Here is an 18,702-nt window from a genome sequence, read left to right on the forward strand (position 1 = left end):
CCAATTCCATCTCTGCGTGCATTAATTCGCCATCAATGGAGGGGGCGAAGATGAAAAATGCATGGCTGATTGGTCTGTTGGCTCTGGCATCGTGCGCGCAGAGCGACACGATGCGGACCTCTAGCAACGAGATGGTTGTCAGCACCAGGGCAGCGCCGATCTGCGGCGGAATGGGCGCAGCGAAGGTGGCGCAGCGCGTCGCCGCGATCGAGACTTTGAAGGCTGGATATGACCGCTACGTCATACTTGGCGCGGATCGTTACAACGATGTCAGGACGGTGCAGATGCCGGGGCAGTACAACACGTTCGGCACTGCGACGACCTATGGCGGCATGACGTCGATCAACGCGACGACGACATATACCCCCGGCCCAACCTTCGTTGCAGGCGGTCATCACCAGTCGCTCAGGGTGCGGATGTTCAGGGAAGGCGAGCCGGGCGCAAACAATGCTCTATCAGCCCGAGCCGCGCTCGGCCCAGAATGGGAAAGAGCGGTCAAGAACGGCGTGAGCCACTGCGGAGATTAGCGATAAATCGCCTCCGGCAGTTGATCCCGTAGAGCCTTGCCCAAGGCGGGGTTCTGGATCAGAACCCCCTCCTCCCGTTTGGCGCGGTTCCGTGCCCGGGTCTTGATCGACCGTTCGAGCGTCTCGCGCGTGATCTTCACCCCGATGCTGTATGGCCGAGCGTTGAAGGCCTTGATCGCGGCGAGCGCTTGGCTCGAATCCTCTTTCGCCAAGACTGCCATGGCCCACTTATTGATCACGCGCTGGCGCTCGTCGAGGATTCTGGTCTCGGCGTTCTTGAGAGCGGTGTTGCGGTCCCACGTTTCGGCAACGACGGCCGGCATGAAGCCGATCGACTGCGCCACCACGCCGTGCCAACCAATCTCATCTGGCGAAACCATCTCCTCGCCCTTGAGCGTGGTCAGGCCCTCGTCGCTGTAGCGATACGCCTTCATGATGTCGCGCACCGCCTTTGGCGCCATCATTTCAATGCCCCGCGCGGTGTCCCCTTCCATCACAGTCTTTGCGCCGACGAAGAGCGATTCACCCAAACTGACCGTGGCTCCGAGACCTTGGCTCAGCCAATATTGATACTCGTCCTTGCCCTGCAACTCACGGGTCGGCGACCGGAACCACAGATCCGGCATCCCTATGCGGGACGACAGGTCTATTCCGAGGTAGTGGCCCGGAACCCCATTGAGTACCACCCCGCCGAGCTCCGGTCCCAGAATGTCGAGCACGTCGGCCCGGAACCGCTCGTTGAACTCCAGTGGATCGTCGTCGTCGCCGAACACCATGCCCAGGACAGACATCAGGAGGTTGAACCCGATCGTACCGGTCACGCCGGCCATAAGCGACATCATGCCAACGACACCGGCGAGTTGGTACCGCGCTTCGCGGCGCGCCTGCGGCGACATGCCGGCGACGGACTGGTGCACGTCTCGAGCGACGCGGTAAAGCATGTTGATGTTGTGCTGGCGGAACACCAACGCGACCTTGGCGAAATCGTTCTGCATCACGGCGGGCCGCGACGAGTTCGAATAGTCGAAGTGGGTTTTCCACGTCAGATCATGCGCCGTGTCGATCGCTTCGGACATGGTCTGGCCCTTCTCACGCGCCATCCGATAAGCCGCGAGTGCGGTCACCTCTCTGTTCCAGACCTCGGCACGGTGGAACGCCCAAGAGATCACCGCCATGACCCTCGCTTTCAGCGGAGAATAGTTGACCCCTGTATCACCGACACCGGCAAGATCGTGGCTCTGTGTGCGGTCAATCAGTCCGCTATCGTAGAACGCATTCATCGCGGCCCGTTCGTCTTTGGACAGGGATGCTCGCGTTACTGTGCCTCGACCGCTGATCGAGTCGATCGACGCCTTGGCGATGGCGGCAGCGGCTTTAGCCGTGCTGCCAAATCGGGCGCCGAGGATCGGTAGGCCAAGCATAACGGTTTGGGTCATGTTGACCGCTGCTGCTGCGGGCGACGAGGCGAGATACCAGACGAACGCAGCACTGGTCATGGTCTGCGCCACGCTGCTTCCTGTCGGGTTCATGACCCAGTCGTGCCGCTTCGATAGTTCGTTCGCCAGCGTCATCGCCTTGGTTTGATCCTTGGCCTCCTTCGCCTGGTCGATGCTTTGATCGACGAGCTCCTGGAGCTCAAGGCCGTATTTCAGGCGGGCCATCTGGTGAGAGGCATGGAACATGTGGGACGAGAAAACGCGCAACGCGTCGCCGCTGTATCCCGCCGTGCCTTTGCGGTGGATGAACCGCTTGCGGGCGGATAGGTCTGGCATCGCCTCGAGGTATCGCTGCCAGATCATGTCCATCACGGCATGATCAACTCCGGCACCACCGAGAATTTCCTCAATCTCGGCGACAATGCGGGGGTCCATCGCTTTGCGTAGATCGCTGCCCTGCTCCATCACTCCGGCCTCAACTTTGGCTGCGGGATAGGAGCCGCGCATCTCTTCGGCGAAACGGTCGCGTTCGGCCGCCCGTTCGAACTTCGAGAAGCTCAAGACGCTGCCGTCGACGTCACGGACCGTCACGAAATAGCGCCCGAACCGACCGAGCGGGAAGTAGGGCTTTTCTACCCGGCTCGACTCGAACGCTATCCGCATCTTCGTCATCCGGGCCTTGGCTGCCCATTTCGCCTTCGTGGTCTCGGCTTTGTGGGCGCTCAACGCGTCTTCTTCGGCTCGCCTGAGTTCAGGACCGGTAAGGCGCGCGTCGCGGATCCTCTGCATGGTCCGCTTATAGCGCTCATCGGCGCGGGCCAGCGCGATTTCCTGCGCCTTACGCACGTTGTCGAGCAGGATTTCATCGAGTTGGAGCTGCTGCTCGAAATATGCGTCGCGGACCTTCTGGTAGAGCTCCCTGCCCTTTGGCGGCATCGCCATGTACCGTTTGCGCAACGCCTGGTATCCCGGCTTTGCCGTGGTTTCCTCATCGGTGGCGGCCGGGTCCACGCCGGCAAGAGTGGCGTCGTGCATCAGGTCGGCAAGCTGCTGCGCCTTGGCTTTGTCCTTGCCGGCGAAACCGAGGCGCATGTATTTCAGCCACTCGCCCGCCACTTCATCGGACCGGGCGTGCATCTGGCCGCGGAAAGCATCCATCAGACGCTTGACGCGGAGATAGTCGGCCACCGCCGTCATGTTCGGCTGGGCGAGCTCGGTGAAATAGTTGAGCGGTACGGCCTTGAGCAGGGCTGGCTGCAAATCGGTCAGCTTGCCGTTCAGTTCAGAAGCAATGCGCCGCTGGGTTACGCGGCGTCCGCCTTCGCGCGGATAGCCTCGCGCGCCTCCTTCAGATAGACCTGTCGATCCGGGTCCGACGGGGGCCATTTGCTGACCGCCCGTTCCCATTCCTTCCAGTTCGCCAATGTGTCGAAGGGGCTCGGCGGATCGATCAGCCCCTTGTTGACGGATCTTAGCGTTACGGTCATCGAAGAACTTCCTCGCTAAAGTAGATGCGGCAGCGTTGAGCACGTCATCCAGACCGGGAACGGACGCTGGATCGTAACGCTGATTGTCAGAAAAGTCGATAATGCCGGCCCGTTCCGCGATCGTCGCGGCGATGCTGGCGTCGGCGGCGTTCGCTGCTTCCAGGGTTAGAGCCCTTGCATTGAACAACTGGCGAAGGTGGTTCTGGGGTCCGGTCCTCGCCTCGAGGAGTTGCTGCTTGAACAGCGCAACGGCCTGCTCAGGTGTCCGCCCGGAGGCTGACAGCTTTGCCTTGGCCGCCGCGGTTAACTCGATGCGCGTGTTTCGTCCGCCGTGCCCAATGGCCCAAGCCGCGTAGAGACCGGGGTAACCGAGAAAGGAGATGTCCTGCAGACTGACGGGGCTGTTGCTCGGATGATTGTGTAGCACGACCAGGCGTCGGTCCGGATTTTCCAGCGCTCCGGCGAGCTTTGCATTCATGCCGGTAGAGCGCGGTTCGCCACCCGTGCCATACTCGACGACGGTGCCGTCGTCGTCGATCGCGAACAGGAACTCGTGCCCTGTGTTACGGCCACGGTCGAGAAGGTGCCGCTTCGCCCAAGCGAACATCGTCTCCCCCTCGGCACGTTCCGGTAGCGGCAGGGACTTCATTTTGCCGTCGACATTGGTGACGACGGGGTCGGGTCGCTTGGTCGCCGCTGCTGTAGCGCTCTGACCTGCCCGTTTCGGTTTCAAGAGGTCCAGCAGGCGCTTGTGACGCGCCGCGGTATCGGACAGCTCCTGTTCGTTGGACCATGGGCCGATCTGCTTCTCCAGCTCCGGAATTTGAGCTCTGGCTTCGACGACGCGTTCCTGATCGATCTCCGGATACGTGGTCAGCTTCCGAACCGTGTTCAGCACCCGCATCGCGAGGCCGGTCGGATCCACATCGGCCGCATCCGGGACATAAACGACATACTCGCGCTCGCCAGTGATGAAGAGCGAGAAGGATCGCGCATCCTCGATCTCCGTCGTGATCGCGAAATCCGCAAACCTGCCCTCGGGCGTCCGGCCGGTGTTGCTAATGATCTCCTTTCGGATCGCGGCAATGACGGCGGCGCCGAACTCCTTCGGTTTGTCGAATGACGCACCGTCGAACGTGATGGATAGCGGCGCATCGGTTGCCTTTGCCGCTGCGGCAGCATCGGCCGCAACAGCCTTGCTACGGGCCTCGATTGCCTCAACCTCATCGGTGAGCGACCGGATACGTGCCTTGATCCGGTGCTGCTCGCGGTCGTGCTCAACCGACTGCTGCTCCAACTGGCGTAGCTTACGCCTGGTTTCCATCTCCTCCAGAATGAGCGGATTGCCAGACGCGGCGGCTTTCATCTCGGCGGCATTGGCTGCCTCGCCGGCAATGTCCTCGATCTCGCGCGTCTTCACATTGCCCTTGCGGACCTGCTGGATGAACCGCGCCTTGGCTTCGATGGTTTGCCACTGCCGCGCGTCCAGCGTGTTCTTCGTCGCATAGCGGAGGATTTCGATCTCGAAACCGACGGGGTCATCGAGGTAGAGCTCGTTACCCTGGCGGATACCGCGCCCGTCGCGCTGTTCGAGGTCGGACGGTCGCCACGGCGCGTCGAGGTGGTGCAGCGCGACAAGCCTGTTTTGCACGTTGGTACCGGCACCCATCTTTGCCGTCGAACCAAACAGGAATCGGACCCGTCCCGAACGCACCTTGCCAAACAATTCTTCCTTTTGCGCTTCGGTGTTCGCGTCGTGGATGAAAGCGATCTCCTCGGGCGGAATACCACGCTGGACCAGCTTCTCGCGCAGATCGTCATAGACCGAAAACGGGCTCTGCAGCGCGAGGAACTCGTCTGGCGACATTGCATCCAGCTTCTCTTGTGCCGCTTCGTTACCCTCATCGGCCTGCTTGATAAGGGCACGGAGTGCCGCCTCCTCCCGTGCCTTGGCCTTTTTGGGCGTCGACAGGTCGATGAACACGAGTTGCGTGCCCTTTTTCTCGTCCCACGCCCTGTAGAGCCGCACCATCTCGTCGGCGGCGCGATGCACCTTCGATGCCGGGTCATCCGCGTAACTCGCATCAATGAGGCGCATGTCGAGCGCGGCTTTGCGCGCGTCGGACATGACTTTGAGCATGTTGTCGGCGCCCTTTTCGACCTTCTTGGGAAGATTTTCCGCGCGCCACACCAACGAGCCCTTGGGGAAGGTCAGATTGCCGTCCGCATCCGCCCTGCCCTCACCGATGAACGATGCCTGGTCTCGGCTTCGCTCTACCGTGATGTTTGTCGGCTTGCCGCCTTTGACCTTTGGCAGCGGCAGCGTCTTCCCGATCGCCGCCAGTTGGGCCTTGATGTCGTCGTTGGTGATGACGTCGGCGAACGACAGGTAGCTCTGCATCAGTTCGGGCAGGTTCACGAACTTTGCGAAGCGGCTATTGAGTTTGTACTGCCCGCTTGGCGACAGTTCCCAGTCGGTCACGACCTCGCCGAAGACTTTGGCCCATGCATCGAAATGGGCAATACCAAGCTTCTTTAGCGTGTCGCCCGCAAGGTACCGCTGAACCGTGTACATCTCCGCCATGGTGTTGCTGAGCGGCGTGCCGGTGAGGCCCACCACATTGTTACCCCCGGTCCGCTGCAACACAAACTGGATCTTCATGTAGGCGTCGGCCGCCTTCTGGCTGCCCGCCGGGTTGCCGAGACCGGCCACACGCGTCATGCCCGTGGCAAAGGCAAGGTTCTTGAACTCGTGCATCTCGTCGAAATAGAGCGCGTCTACGCCGAGCTCGTCGAACGTCAGTCCGTCGTCCTTCTTCCCGGAATCGAGCAGCCGCTCCATCTTGGATTTCAGGTTGTCGCGCCACTTGCTGAGCTGAGCGATGTTGCGCGAGTGCTCCCCGGTTTTCTGACGGAGTTGCGTGATCGATGCTTCCAGATCGTCCATTTGCTCCTGGATGAACTTCACCTCGAACTCGGGGTTCATCCCGATGCGGCCGAACGAGGAATGCGCCACAATGACCGCGTCCCAATCGCCCGTGGCGATCCGGGCGAAGAAGCGCTTGCGGTTCTCCTTCTCGAAATCCTTCTTGGTCGCGGCGAGCACCTTTGCGCCGGGATAGAGCTTGATGAAATCGGCGGCCCACTGCCCGACAAGGTGGTTCGGCACGACCATCATCGGTTTGCGCGCCTGGCCGATCCTGCGTTTCTCCATGACAGAGGCGATCGCCGCGAAGGTCTTGCCGGCGCCGACGGTGTGATCGGCAAGCGCCGTGCCGGACTGCAACGTCCGCCAGACAAAGTTCTTCTGGTGGGGCCTGAACGCAATGATGTCGTCGCCCACCTTGCCGGGCAGGCTAAGGTGCGACCCGTCATAGACCCGCTGCACCGTCGTATTGAACGTGTCGTTGTAGAGCCGGGCGAGCTCGACCCGGCGAGCGTCATCGTCCCACAGCCACCGACGCCATTCGGTCTTGACCCTTTCAGCCTTTTCGTTGGCCGCATCCGTCGCCGGCTGATTGAGGACGCTATTGCCGTCCCACCTCCTGTCGTAGACCGTGATGGTCTGTCCGTTTAGGACCGAGGTTAGAACGCTCGACAGTGACGCGCGGTCCGTGGCCCAAAGCGTCCCAGCGGCGGCGCTGCCTTGCGGTACGACGAGCTCCCATCGCGCGTTGCCGTTGGAATAGGTTGCGCGAGCGCCCGTCTTGGCCTGCGCGATGTGCAGGATGAAGTCCTCGACGTGGTTTGGCGGCACCCACGGGGCGCCGGGCTTCACATCGATGTCCACCGCGTCGATGTCGGCCGGAATGACGTCACGCAGCGCACTCACGTTGCGCCGGAATTGCGTATCCTGTTCGGCGGCTCGTTCCGCTTCGGCGAGCTTTTGCTTGACGTTGCCGGAGAGATACCCGTCTGCGGTTTCGTAGCTACCTGCCGGCGTCCTGAACAGTAGCGGCCCGAGCTCGGCAACGATCTCGTCCTGCGACTTGCCATAGAGCGCTGCCATCGCGTCGAGATCGACCCGGCCCTTGTCGTTGAGCACTGTAGCCAGTGCGTCTTTGGCACTGGTCGCGCGATCTGGCCGCCGGTAGGGCTGCTGCGTCCGCTTGGAGAAGATCGGAGCTTTGTCGGCCGTAGCGGGCCGCGCCTTTTCGCCCGTGGTCTTTGCCACGGCGGCGCTGATACCCTTGTCGAAATTGTTCTCCAGCGCTGCGATCTGCGGCCACGTCGGATCATCGCGAAACAGCCGCTTGTTTGCGTCGCTGTTAATCGGTCCGTGTTTCTTGACGAAGGCGTCATAGACCGCGTTCAACCGGCCTCGGAGGTTCTCGACCTTGGCATCGGTAGCGGCGTCGTCGATCTGGGCACGCCGAAGACGCGCGAAGGCATCCCTCACGCGGACCATGCCCGTGACGCGGTCCCGCGACGTTTCATTCTGGAACTCGATCGGCTTGGACTGGGGCTGACCGATGCTGTCGGCGGTTCGCTGGTGGATCGTGCCATCGGGCGCGAGGAACATCGAGCCGATCTGCACATCAGTCACGGTTTCCGGTACCGCTATCTGCTCGACAACGTCCAGCGTTGTTTGAGCCGCAATTCCGCTCGGCATCGACTCTGTGGCTCGACGCAGCTCGGCCGGCGTGTCCTGCCCGCCCCGCGCGATCAGCGCCGGTTCGTCGGGACCGTACATGGTGCCGAACGCGCCGAACTCTCCCAGCATCATGTCAGGATTTGCCACGAAATAGCGGTTGAGCGGGACTGGCGTCCCATCCCGGCCGCCATAGTCTTGCACCTCGAGCCAATCCGACGACGCCGGCGTGTCGCCGGGCATGCGCTTCCGAAGCACGATGATGTCTGTCGTCACCTCGGTCCCGGCATTTTTCAGGAAGGCGTCGTTCGGCAAGCGGATGGCGCCGACCAGATCGGCTTGCTTATGGATCAGGTTACGAGCCGCGGCGGACTGGCCGTCGAGGAATCGGTTGGTGACGATCATGACGGCGACGCCGCCCGGGCGAAGTGTCTCGATTGACTTGGCGAAGAAGAAGTTATGGATAGAAAGCTTGTTGAGGTGGCGACGGTCCTTGTCATAGACGCGCTCGCTGCCGAAAGGCGGGTTTCCCACCACCAGGTCGAAATAGTCGTTGGGAAGCGTGATCTTCTCAAAACCGATCGGGGCCTGAATATTGGCCTTGGGGTAGAGGTTCTTGGCGATCGAGCCAGTGATATGGTCGAGCTCCACACCGGTGACCTTGCTGCCGTCCCGGATCGGACCGGGCATCATACCTAGGAAGTTGCCTGCACCGACCGAGGGTTCGAGGATCTGGCCTCCCTTGAACCCGAGACGATCGACGATGTCCCACACGGCCGCGACTATCTCAGGCGAGGTGTAGTGCGCGTTCCTGGTCGAGGATTCGGCCGCACGATACTCCTCTGCGGTCAGCAGCGCCTTCAACTCTGCCGCCTGCTTCTCCCACCCCTTCGCGACCGAGCCGTCCTCGCGGTAGAACGCGGATCGCAGTCCGCCCCAGCCGACCCACTTGGCAAGGACGCTCTGTTCGTCGCGCGTCGCGGGACGCTTTTCAGCGTCGAGGGTCCGAAGAACGCGGATCGCGGCAACGTTGGCGTTGAACTTCTTCTTTTCGCCAGCCTGCCCGAGCTCATCTTGTTCGGTGATGACATAGTCCGTCGGGAGCTGCTGCGCCGGTACAGCTTGAGATTGGACATTCTTGAGCTGATCGCTTATCTTAACGGTGGTGGCGGTCCCGAGGCTAGCGTTGGCATCCGAGGGTTCCAAAGCGGTGGTGTCTGACGTGGCACCGCTTCCGCCACTTTCCCAAACCTCAGACAAACTCTTGGTGTTGGCCTCCTTTCGCCGTGGCGCGGTGCTCTCGAACGCTGTCAGCAGCCACGTCTTGCTCGCCCCGTCGAAGTCCAGCCGCACGCCTGCGCGCCCCGTCGCATCGACGAGTTGCACACGGCGCGCGGTGCGCCGTGCCTCGTCCACGTGGAGACGGTCAAGAAACCATTGGAGATCCTGGAGGACTTCGGGGTGCCACGCGATGAGCTTTGCCAGACCCGCGCCGTTGTGCTGATTGGTGCCTGCATGGCCCCATACCAGGTCTATTGCGCCAATATCGCGATGAGACAACGCAGCGATCGCATCGCCTGTCTGTCGACGCTCCAGTTCGAGCGCCGCGTCGCGCCAACGCCCTTCGAATCCGCGTAGGATCGGGCCGAACGCACCTATTTCGCCGGCATCGTCCTTTGTCCCGCTGCCACGGCTTTCATCGCCTCGTGGCTGACCGAAGAGCTCGCCCGTGCCGTCGTCCCGCTCTCTTCTGGCGGCAGGAGGTACGTCTCGCGCGTCATCTGCCACGCGTCTTCCGGGCTGACGCCGTTCCGTTCCAGCGCGTCCACCTCGCGATACGTCTGCTCCGCCGCGTCGTTCAGGGCCTGCTCCAGCATCCCGGCCTGTTTCAGTTCTTTGTACCGCTGCGGCAGGTGCTCGCGCCAGTGGCTCCGCGCCAGCTCTACCCAGTTCTGCAGGTTCATCGGGGCCTCCCTGAATGGCTTCGACGTCGAACGCTTCGACCTCGGCAGCGGTCGACATGCCGTCGAACTGTGCTGCGCGGGGGTCATACTTCACCCCCATATACCACGATTTCAGGTAGGGACGCGCGCTTTCGCCAAGGTCGGTAATCATGGCCGCCGCATAGGCCGCGAACGTCCTGGCGCCCTTCTCGATGTGATAGCCGGCCAGCGTTATGCCGGCTTGCAGCAGTTCGGGGTCGATACCCGAGTTGAGCGTGTTGCCAGACAGCTTGCGGCGCAACAATGCACGTGCCTTCTCCGCTGCGTCGTCGGTGAAAATCGTATTGGCGGATACAGTTGGTTTTGCCGGTTTTTGTTCGGCCTGTGCCGCCTCCCTGGCAGCGGCAGCGGCCCTCATCTCGTCCAACGACTCGACGTATTCACGCCGCAACGCGTCGGCCAAGTTCTTGCCCTTGAGCTCGATCCGCTTCGGTCCCTCGTCCTTCATCAGTGTGATGATGACACGTGGCCCCGGTCTGGCTTCCACATCGTACCGTCGGCCGCTCGCGCTGGTCTGGCCCGGAGCCGCCCCCACACCCATGACATCGGCCGCGATCTTCAAGAGTTCCGCATCTGTGGCTTTGGCGCGGACCGCATCAGTGATGACCTGGTCGTTCCTGCCCGTCATGGACACGATGCGCGACAAAGCGTCTGAGACAGCGTCGGCGTCACTGCCCCACACGTCGTCCCACGGTGCGGTGGCAAACGGATCGGCCGGGGGCGTGGTCGCCTGCTGAGCAAAAGGCTCCGTCGTCTTGCCCGAGCGCAGCCACGCCTTGAAATCGGCAAGAGTGGTCTGCGTGATGGCGCCGAGGCCCTTCCAGCCTTTGGTATAGTTCTCCATGTAGGCGGCGCGGGCGGACTCGATCGCGTCATAGCCCAGCATGATCTTGTGCTCGTCAAACCGGCCATTGCCGGCGCGCTGGTCAACCACGAACACGGGTGCAGTGTCCGGCAGGGTCTCGGTGCCGGGCTTGATGAAGGCGTCGATGTGATCCTTGTCGCGCCCGACCGTGCCCCGGATGTAGCCGTAGTGGCTCTTCATCCGGATCGACCATGCTTTGCCCTTGGCATCGGTTCCCTTCCGTTCCGATCCCTCCGGGTTCTCGATCGAGAGGTCGAGCCCGCCCAAGCGGACGCGGCCAACCTTGTAATTGCCGGCTTCCTTCTGCGCCTGCGTCGGCTCCGGGAGGTCGTTCGTCGGCGAGGTGGCCGCGATGTTCGCGGCTTCGTCAACCGTCGTTGGTGCCGGTGCTGGCACGTTTCCGGCGGCACCGTTTCTCACCGCCTCGAGCTTGTTTCTGATCGCTGGGGTGAAGCCGCCCCACATCGCCCGCTCGCTACGCTTGACCCCGGCCTCACCGAGGATGCGCTTGCGTTCTGGTGCCGTGAGTTGAACGTCCCACCAGTTCGCGAGATCGTCCGCCTCCGGCGTCTCGCGCCCCTCGGCCTTTCTGCGTTCGGCTTGCCACTGGCCGAGCCGGCGCTCGTTGACCGGTGGCAGCTTCACCGGAAGTTTCGACTTCGCCTCCTTCGCCGCCCGTTCAGCGCGGTATCGGTAGTCATCCGCCATTGCGCCCAACGCCGTTGTCGAGACACCGTACTCATCGGCGAGCTTTCGCAACGAGGGGTTATCAACGGCATCGATGTCGAGCGTGGAAGCGCCGAGTGTCCGTTTGGACAGGAAACGCTCGCGGCCGAGGTCGAACAGACGGGCGTGGCGGTCGTCCGGCATTTCAACGACGCGCTCGCCGATCTTGCGACGCGTCGGTGTCATCTCAGGATCTTCGCGCTCGACCGGCGGATTGCGTTTCAGCTCCTGCTGTTCGACCTGCTTGTCGGTCAGTTTGGACACTTTCAGCGCGTTCACCGGAACCTGAAACGTCTTGCCCTCAGCATCGACGACAACGGCTTCGGTGCCGTCGTTTTCGTATCGCTGCACCTTCGCCGCGAACCGGTTGCCGTTGTCGTCATCGACGATAACGCTTTCGCCGGGTCTTGGAGCACCGGGGAAGCGTTCTGTGGCCGGTTTCTGCTCTTTTGCCGGCAGCAGACCTTCGCTTGTCACTTCTCCAGCGACAGGCGGCGCCGGTTCTAGTGCCGGGTCGGTGGAGAAGTCCGGAATTTCGTCGTCGATCGGTACCGGGCCGGTCGGACGCGGGTTTTCGCGTGCCAATGTTTCGGGCGACTTGGCGATCTGCTTAATGTTGGCGATCGGTACCTGGTACACCTCACCGCTACCCCCATCGATGAGGATTGCCTCATCGCCGTCATAGCCATCGACCCGCGCCATGAACGGGTCCATTCCCTCCGCGTCGACCTGGACCGTTGCGCCAATTTCGGGCCTCCCATCGGCCACAACGGGAGCTGGCACGACGCCGGCGTTACGCGTTGCGATCTGGTCCTCGGCGTGCCGAACGGCTCTGCCGATCGGGCCAGCTGGTTCGGGCCGCGTCGGCGGGCCGGCTATGGGCTCATCGTCAGGCTCCGGCGCGGTTGACATGCCGTCATCCGGCAAGGCTTGTGTCGTGGCGGGCCGAGCCGCACCGGCCGCTCCACCCATCGCGCCGCCCATAGCACCGCCCCCGGCGATGCCGGCCGCGACGTTTTCGCCAAGGCCTTCGGTGAGGGACTGGTTCGGATCGGCGCGCCGGACCGCCGCATTCTCGGAGATGGTCTGTGCCGCGCCCTGCCCGCCTTCTTCGATCACGCCTTCGGCTATGACGCCGCGGGCGACGCCGGAGGCGACGCGCCGGGCAATGCCGCCGCCGATTCCCTCGCCAATGATGTTGGCAAGGGTCCGGTCACCAATGCCGCCCAACATGCCGGTCGCGACACCGGAGACGACGAAGGCCTGTGTCGCCGCGTCCTCCCGGATCGCCGCGATGGCCTCGTCCTCCGTCATGCCGCCTTCGACCAGCGCAATGACGGCTTCCGATTGCGCGAGCTGCTCGTGTGGGATCGCGTCAATCCGGTCCCGCACGTTCTTGGCGGAATCTCCGGCGCCGAGGCCACCCTCGAGCAACGCACCTGAAAGCGTTGCGGTGCGTGCCGCCGTTGCCGCCGCTGCTTTTTGCGTCGCCCCACCGGCCAGAGCGCGCAGATACGCGCCACGGGCAAGGATGCCGCCCGGTGCCATCGTGACGATGGTGCCCGGTGCGCTTTCGCCCACGACGCGGACATAGGATCGCGGGTCGCGCCACGCCGGGCCGAACCATCCGTTTTCCTCGTCCCACCAGTTCTTGACGTCCGCTTCTTGCTGGCGCTCTGTGACAGACGCGTTGGCGCGGGTCCTGGCGGTATCCATGGCCTGATACGCCGTCTCGCCCATGGCCCAGCGGTCGATCTCGTCCGATGCCTGGAGAAACCTTTCGCCGCCGGGGATTTTCCGAAACAAGGTGTCGGCGATGGACGACAGCGACTGCCCCACAGCGACCGTGCCGGATTTCAGGATGCGCCAGACGTCGCCCCCGAGCCCGCCGGACCGATTGTCCTTCTCCCATTGCTCTTGCCAGTCGCCGAGTTGGCTCTCGTCGATGACCTCGAAGCGTTCCGGGTTTTCCGCCACCAGGTCGAGCGACGGGTCGGGTGGCATCTGCGCCGGATCCTGCGGGACGCTGTTCTGGCTGAACCCGCGCATCCGGTTCGCTTCGGACTGTGCATTGATCGCAGCGTTTTGCGTTTCGACGTTCTTCTGAGCCGCGATCTGGAACGGGTTTTCGCCCTGGAACAGTCCGAGGCCGTTCGCCGGCGTGAAATTGCGGTCAAGGATGATGGCGCCAGCCGTGGGCCGCGCCGGGTTCTCCTCGATAGCGGGTGACTTGATCGGACCGGGCGCCTTTTGACCAGGCGCGAAGGCGGTCGCGGTCGAAACCGAACCGGGGTTCGCAGCAATGGCGCGGAACCAGGACGGCGCCTTTTCGATGTTGCGGTTGCTGCGGTCGTGCATGAACCATGGCGTTCCGGCACCGGTCTGGTCCTTCATATCGACGTGCAGCATGTTCGGGCTGCCGGAATAAGTGCCGAACCGACGGACCCCACGCGCCATGAGCGACGCGACCAATCCGGCCCGCTGCTCTTCGGACATCCCGCGCATGTCTATATCGATTGCCGTGCCGCGCGCGTGCTCGCCCGGCGTCTTCTTCCGGGCCTCGACTGGATGGCTCGGGGAACGATATCCCGAGGTGACAATAAGGCCTTGTCCGAGATCGGTGGACACTGTCTCCAGAATGCCCCGAAAACTCGGGTCGATCTTTTCCTGACCCTTGTGAACAAACGTCAGCGATCCGACGCTGCCGGGCGCGACGTCCGGTTCTTTCACCAGCGCCTGCAGCCCGCCGGATGGCTTCTTGTCGCCGGCTAGGACCGCGTCGAACGGTTCGGCGCTGGATGTGCTGGCAGTGCTGGACGCGACGGCCTCGTCGAATGTCGGCATGTCCTTCGTCTTTGGCCGGCGACCGCTGTCGTAGAACTCATGAGCCCCGATCGACGTCGTCTTCGTCATCTGGTCGGCCCAGCCGGGAGAGACAGCGCTTGTCTTGAAATGATCGGCGCCCCCGGTCGGGTCGGGGATTTGCCCGGCAAGCACCGCGTCGAGGATCTGGCCAGCCGTGTCCCGCATTGCGGGGTCCTGCATTGCCTTGAGCGCACCCGGGCCCGGCTTGGCGTATCCGGAGAACTGATTGGGTTCCCGCACGATCTCGCCCGGCGATTTGCCGCGCCGCTGCGAGCGGTTGAGGATGACGGCTGCGACGCCTGCCATACCCGCCTCGCCTTCTCCAGCGGCCTCGGCGATGATCGTGTTGATCAGGTCGTTGCGATCGGTCTCGTCGAGTTTGAACGACGGACGGCTCTGTGGTTGCGACGGCTTCGCGGTATCGACAGCCGGGGTCTGCGTCCTGGTGGTGGCAGTCGTATCCGGTTTAGGCGGAGCAATGCCCGGCTGCGTGCCGAACAGGTTCAGCGGGTCTTTCCATTCGGACTGACCGAGACCGAGGACGATGGGCATGGTGCGGGCTCCTAAAAAGAGCCGCACGTGATGCGCGACGGTGTTGAACCGTTATAAATCGCGGCAAGGCGGAAAGGAAGGCAGCGCCGTGCTTCTTCCTTGCTTGCGAATGCCGTCATGGCCATGATGCTGGCGGACAGGAGGATATGATGTGCAATCTCTATAACATCTCAACGACCCACGAGATGATGCGGCAACTGGCAAAGGCGGTTATCGATATCACGAACAGGGCGGACCCTTCTGACGACATTTATCCGGACCGAATGGCGCCGATCGTGAGGAACACACCGGACGGTCGTGAACTCGCGTTGACCAGATGGGGTATGCCGAGCTCGAAGAAGGCTTTGTACGACGCCGCCTCCAAAAGGGCGGACAAGCTGAGGGCCAAAGGCAAAGACGTTGATTTCGACGAACTCCTGAAAATGGAACCCGACGGCGGAACTACCAACATCCGCAATACGGCGAGCCAGCACTGGAAAAGATGGCTGGGGGTGGAGAACCGCTGCGTCGTGCCCTTTACCCGGTTCGCCGAGCCCGATCCGGCCAGCAAGAAAGAGGGTGGGCGCACACCCAATGCATGGTTCGCGATCGACGACAGCAAGCCACTGGCATTTTTCGCCGGCGTGTGGGTATCGCAGTGGGAAAGTGTCCGAAAGGTCAAGGAAGGGTTGGTGAAATCTGATCTGTATGGATTTCTGACCTGCGAGCCAAACTCGGTGGTCGGCCCGATACATCCTAAGGCAATGCCGGTGATACTGACGCGCGAAGACGAGATTGAAACTTGGCTCACGGCACCATGGCAGGAAGCGCAGCGCTTGCAACGCCCCTTACCGGATGAAAGCCTCGTCCTGTTGGAAGCGTCGGAAACATGAGCCGTAGGAGCGTGTTCGTCCTGACACTTATAGCTCTGGTGCTTTCTGGGATTGCAGCCTTTTCGGGCATGGTCGTCAGCATAGCGACGCTTTGGCACCAGGTGTCGGGTTGATTGGATAACCTACCCATATTGACTGCGTCTGCTGCGTGCGACATGTATTTCAGCGGCGGAACATAAATAGAACAGACGGGAGACATGCGGCCCTCCCCAAAACGAGGCCGCATGCGACTGTCCAGTCCCTTTGTTTCGGTGCCGGCGTCCCTCTGGCTTTCCAACGTGCGCGGAAAGCTGCTCTGCATGTCCTGCTATCGCTGCGGCTTTGTCAGGATCTACGACGCGGACGCCACGCTCGCCTCCCATGGCGATTGCCATCTGCCGGGGCTGGTGGTCCATGTCGCCCGGTCGTCAGGCTGCGAGCGGGTCTATGATCTGAGGAACCCCTGCGGCATGACCTACGACATCCGCGCGCCCCGGTCGGATCGGATGAGCCCCGTCATCATGAAGAAGGAATACAAGATGGGCGAGGCGCCGAACATGCGCTTCGAGCAGGTCCGCAACTGGCATATCCTCTTCGCCGAATGCCCCTGCGGCCGGTTCACCCATCTCGACGTCGAAGCCTTCTGCAAGGCAAACCCGGCCGTGACGCTGGGCGCCTATGCCACCCGCCTGCGCTGCAAGGGGTGCGGGCGGAAGGGAGAGAGCAAACTGCTGATCGGGCGGACGGGGCGGTGAGATGGCCGCAGCCTGTGCTAAGCCTGACGCCACCCGATTCCCGCCGAAGAGATGCCCCGATGAGTGACCCGACCAACCGAGTTCCCCCGACAGACATCGTCCATGTCGAGCACTATTGCGAACATCCCGGCTGCAAACGCTGGGGCGGCTTTGGCTTCGATCTCGGCCGAAGCCGCACCGCCTGGTTCTGCGGCGAACACCGCGACGACGGGGAGCGTGGCCGGCGCGGATGAGCCCTCTGCCTCAGACGCGGACATGGTCCTATTGCAGCTGCCCGCGGATTGCCCGGTAAAGCGTGGTCCGGCTGACGCCCAGGTTACGCGCCGCGGATTTCAGGCTGCCGCCGCCCTGGATCGCTTCGCGCGCAAGGTCGATATCAAGGGGCCTCAGCTTTGGCGGCCTGCCGATCGGGCTTCCCCGAAGCTTGGCAGCTGACATGCCGGCTCGGGTCCGCTCCGAAATCAGGGCCCGTTCGAATTCCGCCAGCGCGCCCATGATATGGAAGATCAGGATCCCGCCGGCCGATCCCGTGTCGATCGCCTCGGTCACCGAGTAGAGCCCGATCTCGCGCCGCCCGAGATCGCTCACGACGTCGATCAGATGCGAAAGCGAGCGTCCCAGCCGGTCGAGCCGCCAGATCACCAGCGTATCGCCGGGGTTGAGCACTTCGAGGGAGCCGTTGAGGCCGGAGCGTGTCCGGGAGGCGCCTGACGCGCCGTGATCTGTGAATATCCGCTGGCAGCCCGCAGCCTTAAGCGCCTGCAATTGCAGCTCTATGTTCTGTTCGCTGGTCGAAACTCTCGCATAACCGACGGGCATCTATTCCCCTGCCGCAGCCACCCGCTGAACATTCTTAAGGTTGCATAAATTCTCCAGACATGCAACTTAACATAATCGTAAACCGGCGACAGGTTGCAAGCCCGTCGCCGGCATCTGTCACGCCTTCCGCTTGTGGCATGCCTCCACGGTTATGTTCTCCTCGATCGCCAAGACGATGAGTTCGGCAACAATTCCCCTCTTCCTCCGCCGGGCCACCTCAAGCGCCTGCCTCAGAAGTTCGTCGATTTTCGCTTGTTCGCTCATGTCCCTGTTCTCCCTGTGCGCCCCATTGCGCGACGGAACAGGATGTCAGAGGAGGTTAGAGGCGGACCCCTGCCAAGTGAGGGCATTAATAAGCGCCGCCTAAAGTTTATCACTCTGCCATACGGGTTAGTCGCCACCCCTTGATCAGTAACCGCCATAACCAGCGCCGCTTCGGCTCCGGCGTCTCGACATGGAGCCCCACGAGCCGACGGCCACCGTTGGTGATGGCAACGCATATCGAAGGCTCTTCGGACAATTGGAAATCGCGGAGCACGCCGTTGCTCGCCGTGGTGTCACCGTCGCCACCGGCAAAGGCGCAGGTGATGGAAACGCCGGGAAGTGCCATGACGATCCTCGTGGGTTGGTCGCCGGCACTTGATGCGCTCAATTGGGATGTGCCATCCTTACTTTGTACAGTCATTCTTTCCAGCCGCGAATTAGGGGCGAACCGAGGGGGCGCGATGAAAGAGGGGGAGCACATGATCTTCGATCTGGAAGAACGTAAAGAATTCTACGAGTCGAAGATCGCCGAGTTGGAAAAGGAGATTCAATGGCTCTCGGCTTATGACGCAACAGGTCACCATCTGTCTCCAGACGCCGGAAAGTGGGTCGAGGACTCTCGCTACACCCTCGACCAGACCCAATATATCCTTGATAAATACCGGGATATGCTAGCGCGCACGAACCAGCGTTTATTAGAAGGTTAAATAAGTCGTAAGGCCACCAGCCAAACGCTTGCTTGCAACGTGAGGCCGGACCAACGTAGTGATGAGAACTGCCATCTTTTGAGGGACAGTTATACTTAATCGATCTATTGATAGGTTACGCATGCTAGTGCGGCGTACAGAGCCGCATGGTGGTAGCGTCCTTCATACATGGCAATCACAGCAAGGCATGCATATGCAATTGCAGCGGCTTCAGTGTGTTTGAAGTTCATGGCGATCTCCTTTTCTGATCGCTC

9 protein-coding genes are annotated in these 18,702 nt (G+C 62.2%); 5 read left to right on the forward strand and 4 right to left on the reverse strand.

The window, feature by feature from the left end; translation table 11 throughout:
- The first annotated feature begins 50 nt into the window (after positions 1-50).
- Positions 51-527, forward strand: coding sequence for a hypothetical protein (locus J5J09_RS11385; protein ID WP_208550457.1), 477 nt, complete (start codon positions 51-53; stop codon positions 525-527).
- Here J5J09_RS11385 and J5J09_RS11390 read toward each other — a convergent pair.
- A complete protein-coding gene (locus tag J5J09_RS11390) occupies positions 524-15,052 on the reverse strand; it encodes a PLxRFG domain-containing protein (RefSeq protein ID WP_208550468.1) in 14,529 nt (4,842 codons plus the stop codon). The genes J5J09_RS11385 and J5J09_RS11390 overlap by 4 nt on opposite strands.
- Before the next feature lie 149 nt (positions 15,053-15,201).
- Between J5J09_RS11390 and J5J09_RS11395 the strand changes: the two genes are divergently transcribed.
- From J5J09_RS11395 to J5J09_RS11405, 3 genes are all read left to right on the forward strand, one after another.
- Entirely contained in the window at positions 15,202-15,924 is a 723-nt protein-coding gene (locus tag J5J09_RS11395; protein WP_208550481.1) for an SOS response-associated peptidase family protein, read from the forward strand.
- A 224-nt stretch (positions 15,925-16,148) separates the two neighbouring features.
- Complete coding sequence (locus tag J5J09_RS11400) at positions 16,149-16,658, forward strand: hypothetical protein (protein WP_208550485.1); 510 nt, start codon at positions 16,149-16,151, stop codon at positions 16,656-16,658.
- A 59-nt stretch (positions 16,659-16,717) separates the two neighbouring features.
- Positions 16,718-16,891, forward strand: a complete 174-nt coding sequence (locus J5J09_RS11405) for a hypothetical protein (RefSeq protein WP_208550488.1) — start codon at positions 16,718-16,720, stop codon at positions 16,889-16,891.
- Positions 16,892-16,919: 28 nt separating this feature from the next.
- Here J5J09_RS11405 and J5J09_RS11410 read toward each other — a convergent pair whose 3' ends face one another.
- The 3 genes from J5J09_RS11410 to J5J09_RS11420 all read right to left on the reverse strand — a co-directional run bounded on the left by J5J09_RS11410 (position 16,920) and on the right by J5J09_RS11420 (position 18,087).
- Positions 16,920-17,477: a recombinase family protein gene (locus tag J5J09_RS11410; protein WP_208550490.1), complete on the reverse strand. Its 558-nt coding sequence runs from the start codon at positions 17,475-17,477 to the stop codon at positions 16,920-16,922.
- Positions 17,478-17,594: 117 nt separating this feature from the next.
- Positions 17,595-17,741, reverse strand: a complete 147-nt coding sequence (locus J5J09_RS11415) for a hypothetical protein (protein ID WP_208550493.1) — start codon at positions 17,739-17,741, stop codon at positions 17,595-17,597.
- Positions 17,742-17,850: 109 nt separating this feature from the next.
- Complete coding sequence (locus J5J09_RS11420; RefSeq protein ID WP_208550496.1) at positions 17,851-18,087, reverse strand: hypothetical protein; 237 nt, start codon at positions 18,085-18,087, stop codon at positions 17,851-17,853.
- On the opposite strand from J5J09_RS11420, the gene J5J09_RS11425 reads away from it, so the two are divergent.
- Positions 18,086-18,448: a hypothetical protein gene (locus tag J5J09_RS11425; protein WP_208550499.1), complete on the forward strand. Its 363-nt coding sequence runs from the start codon at positions 18,086-18,088 to the stop codon at positions 18,446-18,448. The two genes, J5J09_RS11420 and J5J09_RS11425, sit on opposite strands and share 2 nt — an antisense overlap.
- Positions 18,449-18,702 lie beyond the last annotated feature (254 nt).

This window comes from Ciceribacter sp. L1K22 (genome assembly GCF_017599385.1).
GTDB lineage: Bacteria > Pseudomonadota > Alphaproteobacteria > Rhizobiales > Rhizobiaceae > Allorhizobium.